General features: G+C 41.9%; 19 protein-coding genes. 3 read left to right on the top strand and 16 right to left on the bottom strand.

Going from position 1 to position 19,187, the window contains the following annotated elements; all coding sequences use genetic code 11:
• Positions 1 to 13: 13 nt before the first annotated feature.
• The 11 genes from DM444_RS19930 to DM444_RS19875 form a co-directional block, all read right to left on the bottom strand.
• Entirely contained in the window at positions 14 to 949 is a 936-nt protein-coding gene (locus DM444_RS19930) for a sporulation-delaying protein SdpB family protein (protein WP_111289893.1), read from the bottom strand.
• 4 nt (positions 950 to 953) lie between these two features.
• Positions 954 to 1,484, bottom strand: coding sequence for an SdpA family antimicrobial peptide system protein (locus DM444_RS19925; protein ID WP_111289891.1), 531 nt, complete (start codon positions 1,482 to 1,484; stop codon positions 954 to 956).
• Complete coding sequence (locus DM444_RS19920) at positions 1,481 to 2,164, bottom strand: hypothetical protein (RefSeq protein ID WP_111289889.1); 684 nt, start codon at positions 2,162 to 2,164, stop codon at positions 1,481 to 1,483. The genes DM444_RS19925 and DM444_RS19920 overlap by 4 nt, the downstream gene beginning before the upstream one ends.
• 127 nt (positions 2,165 to 2,291) lie before the next feature.
• A complete protein-coding gene (locus tag DM444_RS19915) occupies positions 2,292 to 3,683 on the bottom strand; it encodes an alpha/beta hydrolase family protein (RefSeq protein ID WP_111289887.1) in 1,392 nt (463 codons plus the stop codon).
• Between the two features lie 154 nt (positions 3,684 to 3,837).
• On the bottom strand, positions 3,838 to 4,728 hold the full coding sequence (locus DM444_RS19910) for a thiopeptide-type bacteriocin biosynthesis protein (protein ID WP_111289885.1): 891 nt from the start codon (positions 4,726 to 4,728) through the stop codon (positions 3,838 to 3,840).
• Entirely contained in the window at positions 4,728 to 6,941 is a 2,214-nt protein-coding gene (locus DM444_RS19905) for a lantibiotic dehydratase family protein (RefSeq protein ID WP_111289883.1), read from the bottom strand. The genes DM444_RS19910 and DM444_RS19905 overlap by 1 nt, the downstream gene beginning before the upstream one ends.
• Before the next feature lie 55 nt (positions 6,942 to 6,996).
• Positions 6,997 to 8,133: a quinone oxidoreductase family protein gene (locus DM444_RS19900; RefSeq protein ID WP_111289881.1), complete on the bottom strand. Its 1,137-nt coding sequence runs from the start codon at positions 8,131 to 8,133 to the stop codon at positions 6,997 to 6,999.
• A gap of 89 nt (positions 8,134 to 8,222) precedes the next feature.
• A complete protein-coding gene (locus DM444_RS19895) occupies positions 8,223 to 8,402 on the bottom strand; it encodes a class I lanthipeptide (protein ID WP_111289879.1) in 180 nt (59 codons plus the stop codon).
• A 794-nt stretch (positions 8,403 to 9,196) separates the two neighbouring features.
• Positions 9,197 to 11,179, bottom strand: a complete 1,983-nt coding sequence (mobC, locus tag DM444_RS19885) for a conjugal transfer protein MobC (RefSeq protein ID WP_111289875.1) — start codon at positions 11,177 to 11,179, stop codon at positions 9,197 to 9,199.
• A 31-nt stretch (positions 11,180 to 11,210) separates the two neighbouring features.
• Positions 11,211 to 12,488, bottom strand: a complete 1,278-nt coding sequence (locus tag DM444_RS19880; RefSeq protein WP_111289873.1) for a relaxase/mobilization nuclease domain-containing protein — start codon at positions 12,486 to 12,488, stop codon at positions 11,211 to 11,213.
• The gene (locus DM444_RS19875; protein WP_239455737.1) at positions 12,473 to 12,880 is read right to left on the bottom strand and encodes a plasmid mobilization protein; all 408 of its coding nucleotides are present in this window, start codon (positions 12,878 to 12,880) and stop codon (positions 12,473 to 12,475) included. Before DM444_RS19875 ends, DM444_RS19880 begins: the two co-directional genes overlap by 16 nt.
• A gap of 294 nt (positions 12,881 to 13,174) precedes the next feature.
• Here DM444_RS19875 and DM444_RS19870 point away from each other — a divergent pair, with 294 nt between their 5' ends.
• Complete coding sequence (locus tag DM444_RS19870) at positions 13,175 to 13,468, top strand: hypothetical protein (RefSeq protein ID WP_111289871.1); 294 nt, start codon at positions 13,175 to 13,177, stop codon at positions 13,466 to 13,468.
• A 137-nt stretch (positions 13,469 to 13,605) separates the two neighbouring features.
• Positions 13,606 to 14,787, top strand: coding sequence for a WG repeat-containing protein (locus DM444_RS19865; protein WP_111289869.1), 1,182 nt, complete (start codon positions 13,606 to 13,608; stop codon positions 14,785 to 14,787).
• A 317-nt stretch (positions 14,788 to 15,104) separates the two neighbouring features.
• On the opposite strand, the gene DM444_RS19860 is transcribed toward DM444_RS19865, so the two are convergent.
• Positions 15,105 to 15,575 carry a JAB domain-containing protein gene (locus tag DM444_RS19860; RefSeq protein WP_394364531.1) on the bottom strand — a complete coding sequence of 157 codons (471 nt, stop codon included), beginning with the start codon at positions 15,573 to 15,575 and terminating at the stop codon, positions 15,105 to 15,107.
• 383 nt (positions 15,576 to 15,958) lie between these two features.
• Here DM444_RS19860 and DM444_RS19850 point away from each other — a divergent pair, with 383 nt between their 5' ends.
• The gene (locus tag DM444_RS19850) at positions 15,959 to 16,279 is read left to right on the top strand and encodes a DUF6965 family protein (protein ID WP_111289863.1); all 321 of its coding nucleotides are present in this window, start codon (positions 15,959 to 15,961) and stop codon (positions 16,277 to 16,279) included.
• Positions 16,280 to 16,484: 205 nt separating this feature from the next.
• Here the strand turns inward: DM444_RS19850 and DM444_RS23915 are convergent, their stop codons facing one another.
• The 4 genes from DM444_RS23915 to xseA all read right to left on the bottom strand — a co-directional run bounded on the left by DM444_RS23915 (position 16,485) and on the right by xseA (position 19,156).
• Positions 16,485 to 16,760 (bottom strand): response regulator, encoded by a 276-nt coding sequence (locus DM444_RS23915; protein ID WP_262510515.1) that lies wholly within the window; start codon positions 16,758 to 16,760, stop codon positions 16,485 to 16,487.
• A gap of 21 nt (positions 16,761 to 16,781) precedes the next feature.
• Positions 16,782 to 16,937, bottom strand: a complete 156-nt coding sequence (locus DM444_RS23910; RefSeq protein ID WP_239455736.1) for a hypothetical protein — start codon at positions 16,935 to 16,937, stop codon at positions 16,782 to 16,784.
• Positions 16,938 to 17,535: 598 nt separating this feature from the next.
• Positions 17,536 to 17,742 carry an exodeoxyribonuclease VII small subunit gene (gene xseB, locus DM444_RS19840; protein ID WP_111289861.1) on the bottom strand — a complete coding sequence of 69 codons (207 nt, stop codon included), beginning with the start codon at positions 17,740 to 17,742 and terminating at the stop codon, positions 17,536 to 17,538.
• Positions 17,720 to 19,156, bottom strand: coding sequence for an exodeoxyribonuclease VII large subunit (gene xseA, locus DM444_RS19835; RefSeq protein WP_111289859.1), 1,437 nt, complete (start codon positions 19,154 to 19,156; stop codon positions 17,720 to 17,722). The genes xseB and xseA overlap by 23 nt, the downstream gene beginning before the upstream one ends.
• Positions 19,157 to 19,187 lie beyond the last annotated feature (31 nt).

Genomic DNA, 19,187 nt, shown 5'->3' with positions numbered 1-19,187 from the left:
ATAGCCGTAAAACCTATTTATCTTTTTTGGCTGGAAGAAATAATAGACTCCTGAAATCAAAAGCAGCACTAGGCAGATTAGCATTTCTGAATTCATAATTAGCTGTATTAGAGATTAATAATAATAAGGCAGAACACATTACGAATGAAAAACTGATTATGCCCATAAAAAGCGCAATGAAAAAATGAAAGAGCATGCCTACGAAAACAATCTTTTTCTTTCTCTCTGCATCCGCTGTAAAGATACTCAAAGCAATCAATAATTCAATGACAAGAACCGACCAGTTAAGCAGCGTTGTGAGCACCGGACTGCTGAGAATCACTTCAATAAAAGGCTTGAAAAAATCAGTCACACCGAACAATGGCTGGGTAAACCAGTAGTACAGGGCAGTTCCATTTTTCCATTCCTCTATTTTAAATTTTCCCACTGAAGCGAAAAAGTAGATTACAAATATCTGAAATGACATTAGATAAAAAGCCGCTGCAGCTGTGGCTTTGGCGAAAAAGGAATGTACAGCGGTATCCTCTGACCAGTGCCATTTCCTTTTATCCAGCAGGCAGATCGGCATTAAAAGCAGGGCCAGTATCGCTGATACCTGGTCCCCTCCGTCCATGCAGGTTGATGTGATGCTGAAGCTGTAGGCTATAAACCAGTGCAGCACGCAGGTGAAACGCGGATAGATTCCCGAGGCTGCCAGCAGCAGACCTGCCACAGCGAAGGCAATGCCGGTCTGAAAATCACTGAAGAAAGAGAAAAAATTAAATTCATAATGCGTGAACTTATGGAAAGTCTCATTCTGATAGCCCGTAAAAAAAAGCGTGTACCTGCTGTTGGACAGCAGCGTTAAAATGAGCGATGATGCCATAATGGTCCTGCTAAGGCCCATCCAGTTTGACCACCAGTTTTTATTGACAAATGATTCAGCTGCGCTGAGTTGTTTTAAAATCATGCGTTTATTTTTTTATTTCAAGCAATACATAATCCATGGTCTGGCGCACATTCAGTTTTGAAATGTGCCACTCATATGGAAGGGGCTTCCCCTTTTCGACCAGAAACACTCCGTAAACCATCGGAGGGCTTATCTTTATGGAGAGTTTTGTAAGGGAGTCCTGCGGCACTTTTCGGGGATCGCCCTTAAACGAATACCAGTATTTGGCATTCACATTATTGAGTACGCTTCCGATTTTATGATTGATGATTCTGTTGTCGCGCTTAAACCCAAAGAACTGTTCGGTGCCTGAAGCCTTTAGCTGAAATTCCTCTCTGTCCTGTGTGTAAAGATTGAAATAATCCTTTTTAACGTCTTTGGTGAAAAATGCCCAGCCTTGAGGGGCAAGGGCATTTAACGTATTTTTAAACGGCAGGTCGTAGCGCAGCGTTATCGGATTGGGCTTTACGCTCAAAACCGTAAGATATGCGATTATGCAGAAGCATACTGCCGCCAGAAAATAGAAATAGGCTATCTTTAAAAAGCTTCTTCTCATTCTAGTCCGATCGGTGTCTCAAGCCCATCAATTCCTTCAGCAACCTGCAGGGCAATAGCCTCCTCTGTAATTGGAGGAACAGGCTCTACAAGACCGAAGGTAACCTCTGAGATTGCCGCCACATAGAAAACAGCCACTGCAACCACTACCACACCCACAGCCAGAGCCCATACCCCGCAAGCCTCTACCTGCACTTTTGCAGACAATGGGGCATTTTTTGCGTTTTTCTGGTAATACTCCTTACTGATTTTTTCAACCGATAGGTTATACACCGCCAGCTTGCTGTCAATAAGCGGCTTTATGTCCCCAGCGACCTTTTTGATGCTCGCAAGAATAGTTTCAGGATCCTTTGAATAGATCTGCTTCTGGAATTTTTCAAAATATGCCGCATCTTTTGCTTTAAGATAGGCAATAGCCTCCTGCTCGGCTTTCTTGTAGTTTGCTTTCTGCTCTGCAGTAAGATCGCCCATGTCAAATGCGCTTTTCAGCGCCGGAACTGCCTCTGATAATTCACCGTCCGCAAATATTAGGGATTTAAAAAGCTCTTCGCCGCTGAGCTTGGCCGCTGTCTGATCGCCCGCAGATGAAGCCGCGTCGCTGGAACAGCTGGCAAATAATAAATTCATGGCCACTAGGATAATGGCCAGCGGACTGCTGGAAAATTTTCTGATTTTTTTCATTTAAATAATTTTTTTAGGTTATTATTTGTAATAGGAATTATCCTGCGAATATATAATAATATTCAAATAAAAAAAATTAAAATATAAATAAAAACTTATAATTTACATAAATTAATTAGTATTTTTCTTAATTAATATATAAATCAAGCCATTCAGAGATTGTTTTAAGAGCCAAAGGGGAAATTGTCTGCTCGATCTGGCCATATTCGCTTGGCAGTCCTGTGGAGCATTCCTGAAACATATGGTTTAAGCCTGGCAGCTCCTTAACGGCAATATTTTTATTGCCTCCTTTGCCCAGCGCTTTACTCATGGCGTCAAGATTCTCTTTTGGCGCCACCTGCAGATCCTTTGCCCCGTTTAAAGCTAGGACAGGACACTTCACCTTCTCCAGCACAGGCTCAGGATTATATCTTATAAAGCTGGCCATCCAAGGGGTCAGAATTCTTGCAACCTGCGCTTCTGCATAATCCTTCTGGGAAATCCCTTCAGGCTTAGCAGGATCGTTTTGGGAAATTTCGCTGATGTAACGGGTCATATTAGCTTTTAATTCTGCCGGATCACTATACTTTTTTACAATCTCAAAAGCTTTTTCATTCTCTGACTTTGATTTCTGAATCTCCGCCTCGCTTTTCCCTGAAGCCTTCCCTATAAGCTCCTGCTGCTTTAGAAGCAGCTGGTCTCCAGATATTGCCGGACCAGCCAGCAGGATAATAAAAGCTGTGTTTTTTGATGAGTTCGCCACTATCGGCGCAATAAGGCCTCCTTCACTGTGTCCGATAAGCCCTATCTTGTTTTTATTGACATCCTTTCTGGTTTTCAGGTACTCCACTGCCGATGCGGCATCTTGGGCAAAATCAGCAGTGACCGCCGTTTTGAATACTCCGCCTGATTTAGCGGTGCCGCGGTCATCATAGCGCAGTACGCCTATCCCCTTTCTGACAAGATAATCAGATAGCACCAGAAAAGGTTTGTGCCCCATCAGTTCTTCATCCCTGTTTTGGGGCCCGCTGCCGCTTATCAGGATTGCAACTGGAAAAACTCCTTCTTTTTTGGGAAGTGAGAGCGTCCCCGAGAGCTCGATGCCCTCTTTTGCATTTTTAAAAACAACCTCTTCCGTATAATAGGGATAGGGCGCTGAAGGCTCCTGAGGCCTTTTCCTTTCTTCGGCCTCCTGCGTCAGAGTGCGGAAGAGATCCACATTAAATTTCTGCCCTCCCTGCTGGAACACTCCTGTGATATGATCATCTTTAAGTTCTCCCCTATAGATAATTCCCATCGCCGGGGCTTCGATTAAAAGAGACGGATCGGTAAAAGTGACGCTGCCAGCCGGCAGCCCGTAAGCCCCTTGATCCGGGCTGTCCATCAATGCTGAATAGCCTGCTTCCGTTTTTGAGATATGGAATACCAGCCTCAGGGAAGAAGACTGCACTTTAAGGGTTCCGGCCCAGCTTCCGCTGATCTGTTGGGCACTGGCTGCGAAAGTGATACAGCTCAGCAGCAGCAATATTTTTTTCTTCATTTCAGATTTGGGTTATGAATTTCCTGTATTGGCAATAAAAACCAAATATAGTATTTTTCTTAAATTAACAATTAAATCATCTCCATGTATTACAAAGATTTTTCTCACGCAATTTTAATGATCACTAATCATATAATCCATATCTGCCATATGATCAAAGAAGGCTTTCATTTGATTTTGGAGATTTGCTATGATGATTGGCTCTTCCAACTTCGGACCTGTAATGTTTCCATAAAAAATGATATAGGACAAATTCATGTTTTCTTTGGCTGCCCCTAAACAATCTGTTGCAGGACATATGAATGTAACTGGCGAGAATTTTAATCTGTTCGTCCCTGCCAAGCCTTAATTTTAAATCAGCAATATCCGACGAAATATGACGCGATTTCAATTTCAATCGAGATTGAAAATCTCCATTTTCACCATTCAGCATTCTTTTTATTTTTTCCCTTTCCGCTCGGAATTTAGCATCCAGCTGATCTTTAAGCCTCTTATCCAAACTAAACTCCCTGCTGAAAGATTCATTAAGCGACTCAATGATTTTAAGCCTTTCATTCATATTGAATCCAAAATCTTTTATTAAAAAATCAATCATATAGATTCCATAAAGCCACCTGTAATTTTCATCCAGATTCTTCTTTCGCATAAGGGCTAGAAAATCTAAAATGGCAATGCTGTCATGGTAAAATATGTTTTCTGAAAAAATAATGCATTCATCAAAATAGCGTTCAAGTTCGCGATCATATGTGTCAGCCTGAATCTTTGAAACAAAGTTTTTTTCCATGCTTTCTTTAAAAGCTTCGTTAAAAAGCGTGATCAGATGAATAATTTTTTCTTTGCCGGCCAAATGGAATCTCACTCTTAAGTGGTGTCCGCCTTCATTATAGCGAATAAAGAAAAACTTATCAATAATGCCTGCTTCCAGCAGATGCTCAACCAGACTTTTAATTAAGTCTACCAGGATAAGATCAGATGTAAATTCACCCAGATAAATTTTATAATAAATCCATTGGTCCCCTAAAATAAACTTTCTCTGAATTTTCATTAGTTGATTTTATAAAGTGGGAAAATAAATTCATTGGTATGGATACCCATATCCGATCTGACTATTGACTTGAATTCACTATATAAAAACTCTTCGATTATAAAATTATCTCTGTTTTTTAATACCCTAAGGAACAATTCAATATATAACCTATTATTAAAATTGATGTACAATTTATTATCAAAATCTTTGATGATCACTTCATCTTTAATATGGTACTTTGCTCTCCATTTGTGGATTTCAGATATCAGCATTTCACTCTCCAAATCATACAGGTGTGCTATGTGGCATTTTTTGAAGTTCCAAAATGCTTTAGATATAACAATATTTTTATACTGCACACGAGGCAGAAAAATGAAATTTTCAGAAAGCGGCCCCCAAGAAAAGCCCATGGAAGTTCTTCCGCTTTGATTTTGGACATCACATAAAAATCGATAGGCAGAAACCATAAAAGGATTGTTATAATTATGCGCATTTGTCAATATCGGAATGATACGCTTCTTCAGTTTTTTTGAATATAGGCAAATTGTATCATTCCTAAGAGAAACCCAAATATCTTTTATAAATATCTGGCTTCCAATCGGCAGATTTGATTTGGCCAGATATGGAATTTCATATTGCCTAAATTGAGGCCGCAGCAAAATATTGCCAACTCGAGACTCAGGCAAATGGCTAATTTCCGCGAGTATAAAATTTTCATCAATTAAATCGTTTTCAGCCTTAATAATTTCATCCGATACAAAATTTGATATTTCACAATTTGAGTTGCAAAACCGAGCCAATAGATTGGCGGCGGAACTTCCTCCACAATTTGTGATCGCATATATGTTTTGAGAATCATCTTTTGCATAAATCTCCACCAGCGAAGACATGGTTGGCGGAAGATCTTCCCAGTTTAATTCGAAATTCTCCAAATCCTTATCCGATAGATAAATTATTCTCTCGTTGCAAAAGGACGCCTCAGATAGCTTATTCATAAAAAAATCATGCAGATATTGTGATTTAACCGGTCTTTTCTGGGACCCCGCAGGAAAATAAAGCCCCTCCAGCAGCGGAGAATCGGTCTTCGTCGAAGTATTGCAGTAGCCAACACCTTTGTCAATATCCAAAACCTCTGATAAAACCACTTCCTGATCCTGATAGCGATCATAGAATTCCTTCTTGAAAGTTTCTAAGTTTGCATTTGACTGTTTTACTGTCAATCTGTTCAATACTTCTATTCCTTTCAAAACTTCCTTTTGAACTTTAGAAGACAGCATTCTTTCTTCTAAAACTGTAGTGAGGATAGCTTGAAATAGATGTTTTTTATCATATGCTATATCAAGGCCGTCCAAAATCTCCTGTACCCTTAAATAATGCTCAACACTGCAGAATCTGTCTGAAAATGCCCTATTCACATCCTCTAATATGCTGTCTATTTCGTTTAGACTCTCATGCACATCCTTTAATTCGATGATGCCATTGATCTTCTCTAATATGAATTTCAGCGGCTCGGTTCCAGTTGTAAAAGGTTCCAATTCACTCACTAGGAGCTGTGAATCGATAAGATCATTAATGTATCTGCGGGCTTCCTTTTTATCTATATCTTTTGATGCAAGCAATTTCACCAGATCATTAAATTTCAAACCGCCCTCACTTTCTGCTAAAACCAGATGCAGATAAAGACTATTTGCTACGGAATTTAATATATGGTTCCTCTTGCCATTTCTGTATACATATTCAACATACGTCAATCGATCTTGATATGCCCCTGAATTGATAGTGGTGTTTGTATAATACGTAAAATATTTTCTAATCTTTTTATTCTGATTGATCAGCTGGAAAATGGAGAAAATTACGTTCATATCCAGTTGGACATGCTTTTTATAATTTTTAAGCTTTCCCAGCTTTGGAGCACTCGCTTCATCGTCAAAATTTCCAACAGCTGTTCCTGCAAATAATCCAAATGGAGTGCATCTTGTACTCATGCGTGAAAAATATTTCAGAAAGGCAGATAGGCTTTCTTTACTTAGTTTTCTGTTCAGGCCAATCTGTTTATTTGCTTCATTCAATAGATCGCAGGATGCCAGATAAATCGATTCCGAAATTACTTCATCCTCAAGAAGCGACATTACGTCTTCTTCTTTTAATGCTGCAAAAAAATCTGAATCAAACCTTAGAAGAGGAGTCCTCAAAACAAATTTATCGCACAAATTATACTTATTCTTTTCCATGAGATTAAAATTGGAAACTATTACTTTTTTGCATTTCTGGTTTCAAGCTGAAATTTTAGGGCCTTTTATCGTATAGATAGACCACTTTGCCCAATCTGTCTTTAAAGTTATAGCTCAAATCAAAAAATTCCTTTTCTTCGCCTTCAAAAAAGACTTTATCGATTAGGATTGAAAATTTACCTGCAAGGAAATGTTCCAGCGCTAGGTCAAAATCCTCTTTTACCCCTATACAGTTTCCTATAATAGAGATATTTTTAACCATAGCTGATTTCATTATATCCTCAAAAGAATCCCTCGGATGGAATTTATTATCCAAAAATTCCGGAAACTGATTATAAAAGCCGCAGGTGACATACCTGCCGTCATAATTCATTAATTTTATGACTCTGCCAAGATGGATATCGAACAGAGGATCAATAACTGCATCAAAAAGTCCATTTTTATTGACAAAATCAGAAATTTCATCAGCCTCAAGATAACTGTCAGCATTATGATCAACCACAAAAACTTTTTTTACTCCATAATCATAAAGTATTTTATTATTCCTAAAATTTGAAGTCATCGCATACACCTCTACAGGAAAATTTCTTAAAGCATTAATGACGGCCAAAGATGTATTTGATTTAGCAGCCGTAACTAAAACTTTTATATTGGGCCTAACCACTTTTCGAATCATCGAATATGCGGTAAATGCGGCGATGACAAAAGCTGAAGCAATTTCATCAGTTAGCGCATCAGGAATTTTAATAAGCTTATTTTCATTAAAGTCATCAATTCTTCTTGATGCATGGTTCGAAGGAAGACCTCCGATGTACCCCTTAGCATAAGATGGATATGCCGCATTTGCAACAACACGATCTCCAATCTTAAGAGTTTTAACATTTTTGCCGACAGCTATAACCTCCCCAACAAATTCAGAGCCGATATATGAAAAACCGGCCTCTCCTCTTTCTGCCAGTGCATTAATCTGCTTATCGTATTTAAGTATCAATGACTTATCTCTATAATTGCATGAAATCCCCCTTTTTTTAATTAACACCCTATTATCTGGATCTGCAGATTGCTCTAAAGACAGATCCTCTTCTTCAACTAGGCCTACATTGATGCTTTCATTCTCAAGCTTAAAGTTCCCTGAAAATTTAATGCCTGCAGGGCCATAAATATTACTGCCTATAAGAGAGACGCTTTTCATAATAATTTTTTAAAATATTTCCATCAGTAAGGAACTCTTTGAATAAATCGCAGAGTTCCTAAAAAATCATTCAGATAGACTTCTGCTATCTATAAGCTAAGTGTGCATAAAAGGCTTCCTCCCGTATCAGTTAAATCAACTGTTACAGTCACCTGTGGCTGATCCTGCTGCTTGCCTCCCTTAATCATTTCCATTTGATCCGCACTTAAATTTGTAATCTGCTTTTTATCAAGTTTTAAAGTTTTTTTATTCTGCTTAATTTTTTTCATAGTTGTTTAGTGTTATAAAATAATTAAAAAAGTAAAAAATGTAAAAAAGGCATCTCCTGAAGATTCGAGAAGGAGAGCTTAGGCCAGCAGCAAATAGGATATGATTCTTTTACCGGTATTGGCACAATTGTATAATAATTTTAAGTAGGCGCGGATCTCTTTCCTTTTTTCATAATTATAGTTTTTATCTGATTACATGCACTTAAACTGCTAAAGGCTCCACTATCACAAAACGAGTCCGAAAAGAAACTAACTAGGTATTATTTTCTTCCAGCCTCATATAATGAAACCTCTATATTTCATTATTTTTTGAATTATTGTAAGAACAAACTTAAAAACCATCTTTTTCAAATCCTTACGGTTTCCCATATTTGCGACAATTTTATTCAAAAAAAAATCAAAAAAAATAGAAATACCCACTTTTACTGACCTCATCAAAACAAAAACTTAAAAAATTTAACATTTCAGAATCCCTGTTACGACTAAGCATTAAATAAAATGAAGCTGCTCTAGTTTTAGACAAAAAGCTAAAGTGCCATTTGCATAAAAGAGTTCGCGCCCGTTTAATTGGGCAGCGCATGAAAGCTGTCCGGAATTTTAAATCAAGCTTTATAAAACAGTTTGATATTATATGCGATTTCGGAGTTTTAGAAGCGATACGAAAAATATGGTTCGCAGGCATATCTGTATTTTATAGTCGGATAGCAGTTAATAAACGCCGAAATAATGAAGAGGAGGAAAGAAATTTGATTCAGAATCTATTATCGTAAAAGAGAAATTATTTATAACAGAGCTCATTTCTTCTTAGCCACAATCAGATGCGCCAGCGCCGGATCATTCAAAAGCCTCTGCATCTCAGTGTGGATAATCTCCTGCACATCGCGTCTGATCTGGCTGAAGTTCTGCTGAACCATCGCATTATCCAGCCTTCTTACTGCGGGTATCTCTTTATAGCCTTCCTCCTCTTTCCGTATAGCTTCATGGTTATTTAAGATTTCAGAATGAAATGTTTTCAATGCAATCTTGCAGTCCGGATTATCCGCTACCATGCCCACAAACTCCCCAGAGCTTAAAGAGGCTATCTTAGAGGGCGGCACAGCAGCTTCCAATTGTCTGGAACGGCTGATGGAGGTATCGGCGCTGTTGATGGAAATGCTCTCGCGGTCCTGCATGATCTTCCCGAAGCGCTCTGACAACTGTTTGGCGGTATCCCCCGTGACCTGTCCCGAGATGATATTTCCGGTGATATTCAGAATCACATCAGCCTGTTCGCGCCCATAATCTTTTCTGAGCTGGCTGAAGTCCTGCACCCCCAGACAGGTTGAAACTTTATTGCTTCTCGCCGTGGCAATCAGGCTGTCCATATTGTTGAGATAGATTGTCGGAAACTCATCAAAAATAAGGCTGGATTTGAGCTTTCCTTTTTTGTTGACCAGCTTTACCAGACGGTTCACATAAAGCGACAAAACTGCTCCATAGATCTGTATCTTCTGCGGGTTGTTTCCCATGCAGACAATCTTAGGCTCCTCGGGATTATTGATGTCCAAGGTAAAATCATTTCCCGAAAGCACATAATAAAGCTGTGGCGACGAAAGCCTTGCCATGGCTATTTTAGCCGATGCGATCTGACCCTCCAGCTGGTCCATGGCATCATTGAGGTAGGCATTGACAAAGGGGTTGATGAGTACCTCGATTTCCCTGTCTGTCCGCAGCAGGGTAAAGAGGCTGTCGTAATCGATCTGCATGAGCTCAATGACATGGGGAAGCGTGCAGAACTCCCCGTCATTGTATCTTCTGAGATACCAGATTACGGCCGATAAAAAGTTGATCGGCGACTCGACAAAAAAGTCCCCCTGACGCCTGATCCACTCCCGGTTTAGCCCCAGCAGGATAGTCCTTGCAGACTCCGAAGCATCGGTAATATCTTCCATGCTCTGCGGATCCAGAGGATTGCAGCGGTGCATGATGCTGTCAAAATTAATGAAGTAGCATTTGGGCATCACCTTATAGACATGCTTATACTTTTCAAAGGTATTGTAGACAATCCTGGAAAGGTCATCGTATTTGAAATCATAGACAAACATGCTGAAGCCTTTGGCAATATGCTGGGTGATCACATGGCGGATGACAAAGTAGGATTTGCCCGAACCCGGCGTGCCTAAAACCAGCAGCCCCCGAAAAGGATTGATGATGTTGATCCAGCTGCTGCGCAGCTTATCCTTTAGATAATACTGCGCAGGAAGATTGATCGAATATTCATTCTCCAGCAGCCGTTCCTCCTGCGGAAAGGTTTCATTCTCGCTGTTGAAAATATCTGTGGCAGACAGCCTGTTTTTAATAATTCTGGACAGCAGCGTGCCACCCGAAAGCAGCAGCAGATATCCCAAAACCGTAACAATCATATACAGCACCGCATTAGCTGGAACAGCACCGCCAAAAAGCAGCACAAGACCGCTTAAAAAATACAAAGCCAGCCCTAAAGCAGCATAATAAAAAGCGGTTTTAAGCTGCAGCTTTTCCTCCTTTCTTCCCTTTGCCCCTAATAGGGAAATCACTAAAAGCCCCAGCGAAATAAGTTTGGAAGTGTGGAATCTGCCAAACAGCCCCGTCTTAAAGACCGAATCTAAAATTTTATCCCCAAAAGCTCCTGTCATCTCCCAGAAACGGAATGCCCCGTAGCAGCAGTAATAAAAATGCAGCATCAGTAAAACGATGCTCATCAGCCTTGTCATATCAAGTATTTTTCTCAGCGCCTGTTCATTCTCTCCTGTCTGCATAGCTGCCCGATTTTACCGTTAATAATTTGGATTAATTCAGATTTGAACGTCTTTTTCCTTTTCTTTTCCCGCGTTTTCTTTTGAATGCTGCAGGAGCATAGTCCGGCTGCCATTCAGGCTTTAAAAGCCTCTGCAATTCTTGGGCTGCGATAGGCTCGGCCGCGCTTGCGCAAAGGTTTTTAAAGGACATTTCTTGTGGCTCGGCTTTCACATTCTTCAAGCTGGTTTTATGCGCTGCACCGCCTTCCATTTTCACACAGCCGCCGCAGCGCTCCAGCATGCCTTTGGCACTGTAGCTTTTACCCAGAGCGCTTCCATTTAGAACACATTTGGTCACATGATCCACATAGGTGATTCCATAAAGCTTTCCGGCATTGCTGCGCCGCAGCACGGCATGGATCCCTTCTTTCCCCAGCATTGGAAAAAGCTTTTCAAAATCCATATCTTTCTGCAGAAAAGCAGTGTCCACCGCATTGCGGATCCGCTTCTTTTCAAACGCGTTTTCTGACGCATTTAAAGCAAATCTCTTCTCTAAAAAAGCAAGGGTCGGCTTGATCGCAAAATCGCTTGCCTTGATGGGAACTCCAGCAGGCTTCCCCTCCTTATCCAGTATGCGGTATACAAGCCCACCCGACTTGAAAACCCTAGAATCTTCGCTGCCCCGATCCGCCTTTATATTGTAGAGCTGCAGCACCGCGTTGAGCTCTGCAAGCGATGCGTATCTATAATTGTAAAGCACCTGCTGCAGCACACTTGATATGGCTTTTTTGGATTCCATTTTTCCATAGGCCGCTCTGCCTGCAGGCACGGGTTTCAGCGATAGGACAGCTGCTCTTTCCTGTCCTTCTGCCCTCACCAGATTAAAGGATTTTTCAATTTCTTTTCTCGCCTTTTCAGACTGGTTTCTCCCGATGTTCTGCATGTCGATTCTCGAACCGTCCTCCTTTATTTTAACCGACACCAGATGGATGTGCGGATGCCCCGCATCAAAATGCTCATACACCAGATAGGGCTGCTGTCCAAAACCTATTTTTTCCATATAGATATCAGCTATTTCCATGAGCTTTTCTTTAGAATGATTTTCGGAAGGATGAAAGTTCAGCGAGATATGGACGCTGCTTCTTTTCACGTTCCCATTCAGGGCCGCCTGATGCAGGAGCCTGTTGAGTTTCATAGCCCTGGAGAGGTCTTCAGCTGCAGCAGGATAATTTCCTTCCCCGATGCATTTTGCCTGGCCATCTTGAACCTTATTTTCATTGTAGCTGAAGATGCGGTGCAGCGAATGCCCCGTCTTTATGACTGCAACCATTTCCCGCTTATTTTAGCAGCAAGATTCTGGATCTGCGACACCTGAAAAAGGAGCCGATCGCGCTGCAGCCCAGTCTCTAAAATCCACTGCCTGAACTCAGGGATCTGCTGCAGGGTGTGCAGCTTTTTAACGCTCTGGTTAAAGTTATTTCCAAGAGCGCTGAGCTCTTTTCGGAGCCGTATAAATTCGAGCATGAATTCATCAAGTGAGGCATCGCGGTGCTTCACCGTTACAGGTCTGTTTAGAAGGCATTTTCTGAGGTATTCGCTCATCTGCCTGCATGTGGTGGCCTTGAATCTTCTTTCAAGCGCCGCATATTCTGCCGCTGTAAATCTGACCGCAGCGATGCGGGTCCTGTTTAAAATTTCTTTTTTCATCTTCTTTTCTTCCATTTTTTTTAAGCGTTAAAATGCTTTCCCTTCAGGCTTCAGCTGCCCGCGAGTTCCGAGCAGAAAGGCCGCCAGATTCGTTTGTTTAACAAACGGACATCTGGCCGACTGCAGCAAGGCGGGCAGTCTTCAATCCCTATAGAAGCATTTGGCATCACTGCCACCAGAAATAAATCCTGCCCGAAGTTATGAAAGGCAGAGCGATCCCTACCATCGTGTCCATATTTTGAATAGGCTGCTTTTAAGGCATCTGCCTATCTTTACAGGAGCTGATTATTAATTTAAAAACGTTGAATTATGCTGACAGAAAATGAAGCTGCCCAGGTTTTTGATACCATACTGAGTATCCCTGGCATGAATGAACCGGTGAGGATTGATCTGAAGATTTCACGAAAAAATGTGCTGCTGCTCCACCATGCGATCGCACGCGGCCTGATTCAAAATGGCAGCGGCCCTTCGGTGCTGCTGCAGCGCGCCCCAGAGGAGAACATTGAAGAAATGAGACAGCTTTCCAAAGACTGCCTGAGCAGGGCCGGACTTACCGAACTCAATGAAAAGCTTGCCCGCCTCGGAGCAGAAAAAAAACAGTAGAGAACAGAAAGAAAAAGCCGTTAGCATGAAATTTCTAACGGCTTTTTTGCTATTCCAAGCATGATTCATTTTTGTTTATGCGCAGCTTAAATCCATATTTCTTTTTATGCTATTTTTGAACAGCTAACATTTAATATATGACCTCCGAAGAACTAAAAGGATTTGAAGAAAGACAGGCTGAAATGCAGCAGACCAGAGATCTTTTTTATCTCATCTGCAGCAGGCTGAACCTGAAATACGGAGAGTTCTTTGGATTTCGCGATACAAGAGGATTCGCTGTCCTTAATATTTATAATGATCAGGGAAATAAAACAAGAGCGCTGAAAGTTTCGCAGACTGCAGAAGTTCTTATTGACACCCATAAATACCACTCGGTCTACCAGTCCAATACGAAAAGAAATATCCTTTTCTTCAGCGAGCTGAGAGACAGGCCTGATGGCTATAATACCACCAGAAAGGGAGTGCTGGATGAAAACTTTGAGGTCCTGCTTCCCGCCCAATACGATTCCCTGCTAGACATCAATGATGACAGCTTTCTGGCCACTATTGACGATTATGCGGGCATACTCAATTCAAGATTTGAAATAATCATCCCTCTAAAGTTCAGGGAAATTGAATACAATAAAACCCTAAAAATTTTCAAAGCCAGGGAACAGATCAATAAAGAAGAAGAAGAAAGCAGCATTTACAGGATCTTCGACCAGAACGGCATGCTGCTCAATACCCTTGAATACGGGCTGGTCAATTTTGCCAACAGCCCATCCTTCTATACGGTTTATGATATCGGAAGCTTCTGCAGCGATTATGTGGATCCGACTTTTATGATTGGCAGACAGGGGCTTCTGGACCAGAACTTTAAAACTATAATCCCCCCGCTTTATGATCTGATTTTTAAAGGCGAAAAGTTTATTCTGGCTTACGAAGAAAGAAACGCGGAAGTGGGCCGTGACTATGAGGCGAAAGAAGCGGAAGGTTCCGAATGCTACTATACGCTGGACGGCGGAAAATGGGGTGCATTTGACCATGACGGAAGCCTTATCATCCCTTTTGAATACAGCTGGATCGGACAGACGCTTAAGGATGATCTATTTTTAATCAACCCTTCAGGGCTGATGTATTATTACCAGGGCGAACAGGAAGATGGGGCATGGTATGTCAAGGATGGGCTCTGGGGACTCATCAATTCCAAAAACGAAATCATGGTAGAGCCTATCTATAGGCACTATCAATTGTACGACAGCAAGATCATATTCTTTAACAGGCAGTCTGCCGATTATAGAATACTGGATACCGAAGATGCACTGACCATACATTTATAGCATCTGCTCTAAGGCCTGCCTATATCAATAAACGAAAAACTCCCTAAAAAAACAGGGAGCTATTCGGCAGCCGGCGGGTGCCTGAAATGGTATGCGCTAACTAACTAAATCATTGTACAGAACCTCCAGACGAACCCCGCCGGTCCCCTGTGCTTTTTCTGGCTGATTGTGCAGCATCGCTATTAATATAAAATCAAAATTACGGGAATAAAAATCCAAAAGCTTGCAGAATCTTCCAATAAGATTGCAGGATTCTAAGCTCTGCCAAGCCAGAACTCTGGAACTTTTCCTAAAAGAATAAAAAACAGAAAAAGGCGCTATAAAGCGCCTTCATCTGCAAAGGAATAATAGCTCTCTTCTGTAATGATCAGATGATCCAGCAGCTTGATATCCAGCAGCTCTCCTGCCTGTGCTATCTTTGCGGTGATGTATCGGTCAGGGTTTGAAGGCAGCAGCGACCCTGAGGGATGGTTGTGCGTGATAATCAGGCCTACTGCACCTGCTTTAAGCGCTGCCGCAAACAGCAGTCTGATATCCACCACGGTTCCCGTGATGCCTCCTGAAGAAGCTTCATAAATTCCGAGCACTTTATTGGACTGGTTGAGCAGCAGAACCTTGAACTGCTCAAGAAATTCAATCTTGCCCGGATCCCAGCAGTCCTTTATAAGATTATATGCATATCTGGAGGATGTAATATGGGGTCTCTCGGAATTTTTAACTTTTGTCCTGTAGACCAGATCGATTTCTGAAACGGTTTTCCAGCTTTTGTTTTCTTCTGTCTTCATGATGCTGCAGATTTAAGGTTAATAGCAGCACCTGCATCGGGCAGAGGCCAGCGAGCGCAGAAAGCAACGCAATAAAGCAGGACGGATGTCCTGCATTTATGGGGGAATTTTTTGCGGCGAACCGCCGGCTCCAGCCCGAACTTTGTGATGGGATTAAACGATAATGCGCTACCCGCAGCGGCTGCCTCCCATTTCAAGAACAAAAGGATCTGTGCATACGGATAGCAGCACCGTGCACAGCGCTTACATCAATTCCAGCATGCAGGCCAGAAGCAAATGCCTGAATGATAGAACAGTGCTGGAACGGTATGAAAAACAATCGCCAAACATCCTGTAAAACCGCAGTCCGCCTTGCCTGATGTATAGTTTTCAATTATTTTTGCAGCATGAATTACGAAGACATTAAACGGCATTTTGAGAACAATCCTCCGCCTAGAGAAGTAGCCTGGACAGAATGGGCAAAGATCACCGATACGCAGGTTTTCCTTAAGAGCTGCTATATCGGCATCAAAAACTTTAACGGTCCCCTAGACCGCTGTCCAGCATGGTGGCATCTGAGGGATTTTTATATTCTCATGAAAAAAACAGTCCAGCTGCAGGCGGCTGAACAAGAAATTGTGGCCGAAGCGAACTCTCCAGAAACTGCTGAAGACACGCAAATTGAAGAAAATCCCGCGGCAGCTCCTACTGAAGCCGACGCCGTATAGATCTATTAATTGCAAAACGCTCCAAGCCATAGAAGATTGGCCTGCACGCCAGCGAGGGTTATCCCTGATGCAGCCGCCAGCTATAAATAGTAAGAAAAAATCCTAATTAAAAACAGCGCCAAACAAAAAAACGGACTAAAAATTCCGAAAGCAAAAAAAAAATATTGACCGGCTGGGCTGTCATTTAACATCTGATTTTACGGGCTTAGAAAAGAAGAAACTTTGTTTTATTTCTTCCGGCTGTCACGCTCCAGTCTATTGCCAATATGTCCTGCAGCAGATCTTTAAGCTCCTTATAACTGGAGGGCCTGATCGCGTAAAAATCGGCACCCATTTTATAGGATAGATCTATATCTTGAGGACTGCTGCTCGTGGAAAGGATGATCACTTTTATGCAGCTTAACGGCTCCTCGGCATTTCGGATTTCTTCCAGACATTCAAAACCATTTTTAACGGGCATATGGATGTCCAAAAAAATCATTTCCGGCAAGCTGGCCGTCTCCTAATAAAGCATATTGAGCAGCTCCTGTCCGTCTTCGTAAGCCTTTGCGATTACAGGAAGGCCGAGCTCCTCCATGGCACTGAGAAAGAGCATTCTCTCATCTGCATCATCATTAGCCAAATAAATGGCTTTGAGTGGCTTCTTTTGCTGTAACATGGCCTAATATTTTATGCAGTTGCAGAAGACAAGAATCTAAAAATCTGCAAAGGCCATACACCGGAATATACAGGCAGCTGAAAATCGATAAATAATCGAATTATATCCGTCGAGCGGTTACTAGATCATAAAGGTAGCTTTTCTTTTTGTAGGAAATACTGCTGATCTCACAAAATACTGAATATTATCAAAACAATAACATATTTTGCCACATATTTTTTACATTTAGAATTCTGTTTTCTGCTGATGAAAGGAAACACCAATGCCTGGCGGAAATTTGCGGGTCAGACAGAACAGACTGACGCGGTAGCCAATCAGAATGCCCAGAAATTTTTATATGATAAAAATACTCTCGAAAATCAGGAAGAACGGTAAAAAATCGTGTAGCAAAACGAGTATCGCAATACCCCTGCCTAAAAAACTTAATTCACTTGCTTGAATACAAAAGCCCATTGTTCATCTGAAGCAATGGGCTTTGTCTTGTATCGGCATATAAATAAGGAACGCCTGAAACTTTTCAGCAGAGGCATCCGTTTTGTCGGAGTATAATTTACCTTATAACGCCGTAAATCTTGATTTTAGTATAAGGAACGACATTTTATTCTTTAGGATTCTCCATGCTGCTGATGATTTTACCCACCTCGGCTTCGGTAGCTTTGAGTTTGGCCTGGCAGAACTCAATGAGCTCTGAAGCTCTTTTTACCTTCGCTGCCAGCTCGTCCACCGAAATGGTCTCATTTTCAATTTCTTTTGAAATAGCGCTTAGTTCGGCAAAAGCCTTTTCATAAGTCAGGTTCTCTTCCATTGTATTGTATTTTTTCTTTAACGGTGCTTATCAGTCTGGTGTCTTTCAGGATCACTTCTATATCGTCCCCCTGCTCTATGTTCTCGCCACTGCTGGCAATGGCATTATTTACTCTGACAATCGCATACCCTTTTCTAAGGATATTCTGCGGCGACATTATTTTTAAGGTCTTCTGATGATGCTCCAGCGTAAGCTCCTCTCTGCGAAGATAAGAATTACTGAATGTTTTAATGGCATTTCTCAACTGAACGAGTTCTCCTTTTCGCTCCGCCAGAATCATCTTCGGGCGCTGAAGGGTCTGCTGGGCGGCAACAAGCAGTCTTTTCTGGTTTTCATGCAGCACTGCCCTTGAATTTCTGGCAAGCTGCTCTCTGGTCCTCTCGAGCTGCTTCTTATGGTTTTCAGCCAGTGCTTTTGCATTATAGGAAACAGCATTTTTCAGCTGGCTGAGTTCCCTGTAATGTCCGAGAAACAGCTGCTGCGATCTGATCACAATAGTCCGCTGCAATGCGAGTATGCCTTCTTCAAAGCTGCGGTTATGCGCAATGATGAATTCCGCGGCCTTGGTAGGGGTCTTAGTGCTGGTGTGCGCCATAAGATCGGTGATGCTGACGTTTTTCTGGTGTCCTATTCCTGTAATGACCGGAATGGGAAACTTCGCCACCGCCCTGCCGATACCGTAATTGTCAAAAATCAGAAAATCGGACTGCGAACCTCCCCCTCTTGCAATAACAATGGCGTCATAAGGGATTCCGGTATTATAGACATCAATAAGCTTATTCAGAAAGAGTTTTGCATTATTGTCTCCCTGCACGACAGTATGGTAATCATCAATCTGGAATGCATAGCCAAAATCATTATGGACCATCGTATGGCGGAAATCCTCATTTCCGGCAGAGCTGCTGGAAGAGATTACCGCAATCTTCTGAATTACCGCAGGAAGCTTAAGACGGCTGTTCAGCGTAGAATACTGCTCGCCTTCTTTCCAGATATAGCCATTTTCCCTGACCAGTCTTGCCAGGGTGGCATTACGCTGCTGTTCCAGAATGCCAAGCATAAAATTACTGTCGATATCCAGCAGGTTTACAGATAGTCCGTAAAGCGGATGGAAGTCTACGCTGACCTGCACCAGCACATGAAGATTGTTGGTGAAGCGCTGTCCGGTTGCGATTTCAAAATCAAGTATCCGCAGCGCCCCAGTTCCCCAGGACTTGCCCATAATCTTCGCTGTAATGGTGCTGTCTTTTTCTGATTTCTCCACCAGCTCAAAATAATGGATCTTCTTGTCAGCCTTAAAGGAATGATTGGTGATATCGGCCACTATCCAGTACGTCTGGCCCTTAAATCGGGCATTGATCGCATCCTGGATCTGGTCATTGAGCTGTGAGAGTCTGATATACTGGTCCGGTCCCATTTAAATGTTCATGCCTTTAAAGGATTTTTCT

This window comes from Flavobacterium ginsenosidimutans (assembly GCF_003254625.1).
Taxonomy (GTDB): Bacteria; Bacteroidota; Bacteroidia; order Flavobacteriales; family Flavobacteriaceae; genus Flavobacterium; species Flavobacterium ginsenosidimutans.
This window is presented reverse-complemented; position numbering and strand designations above follow the sequence as displayed.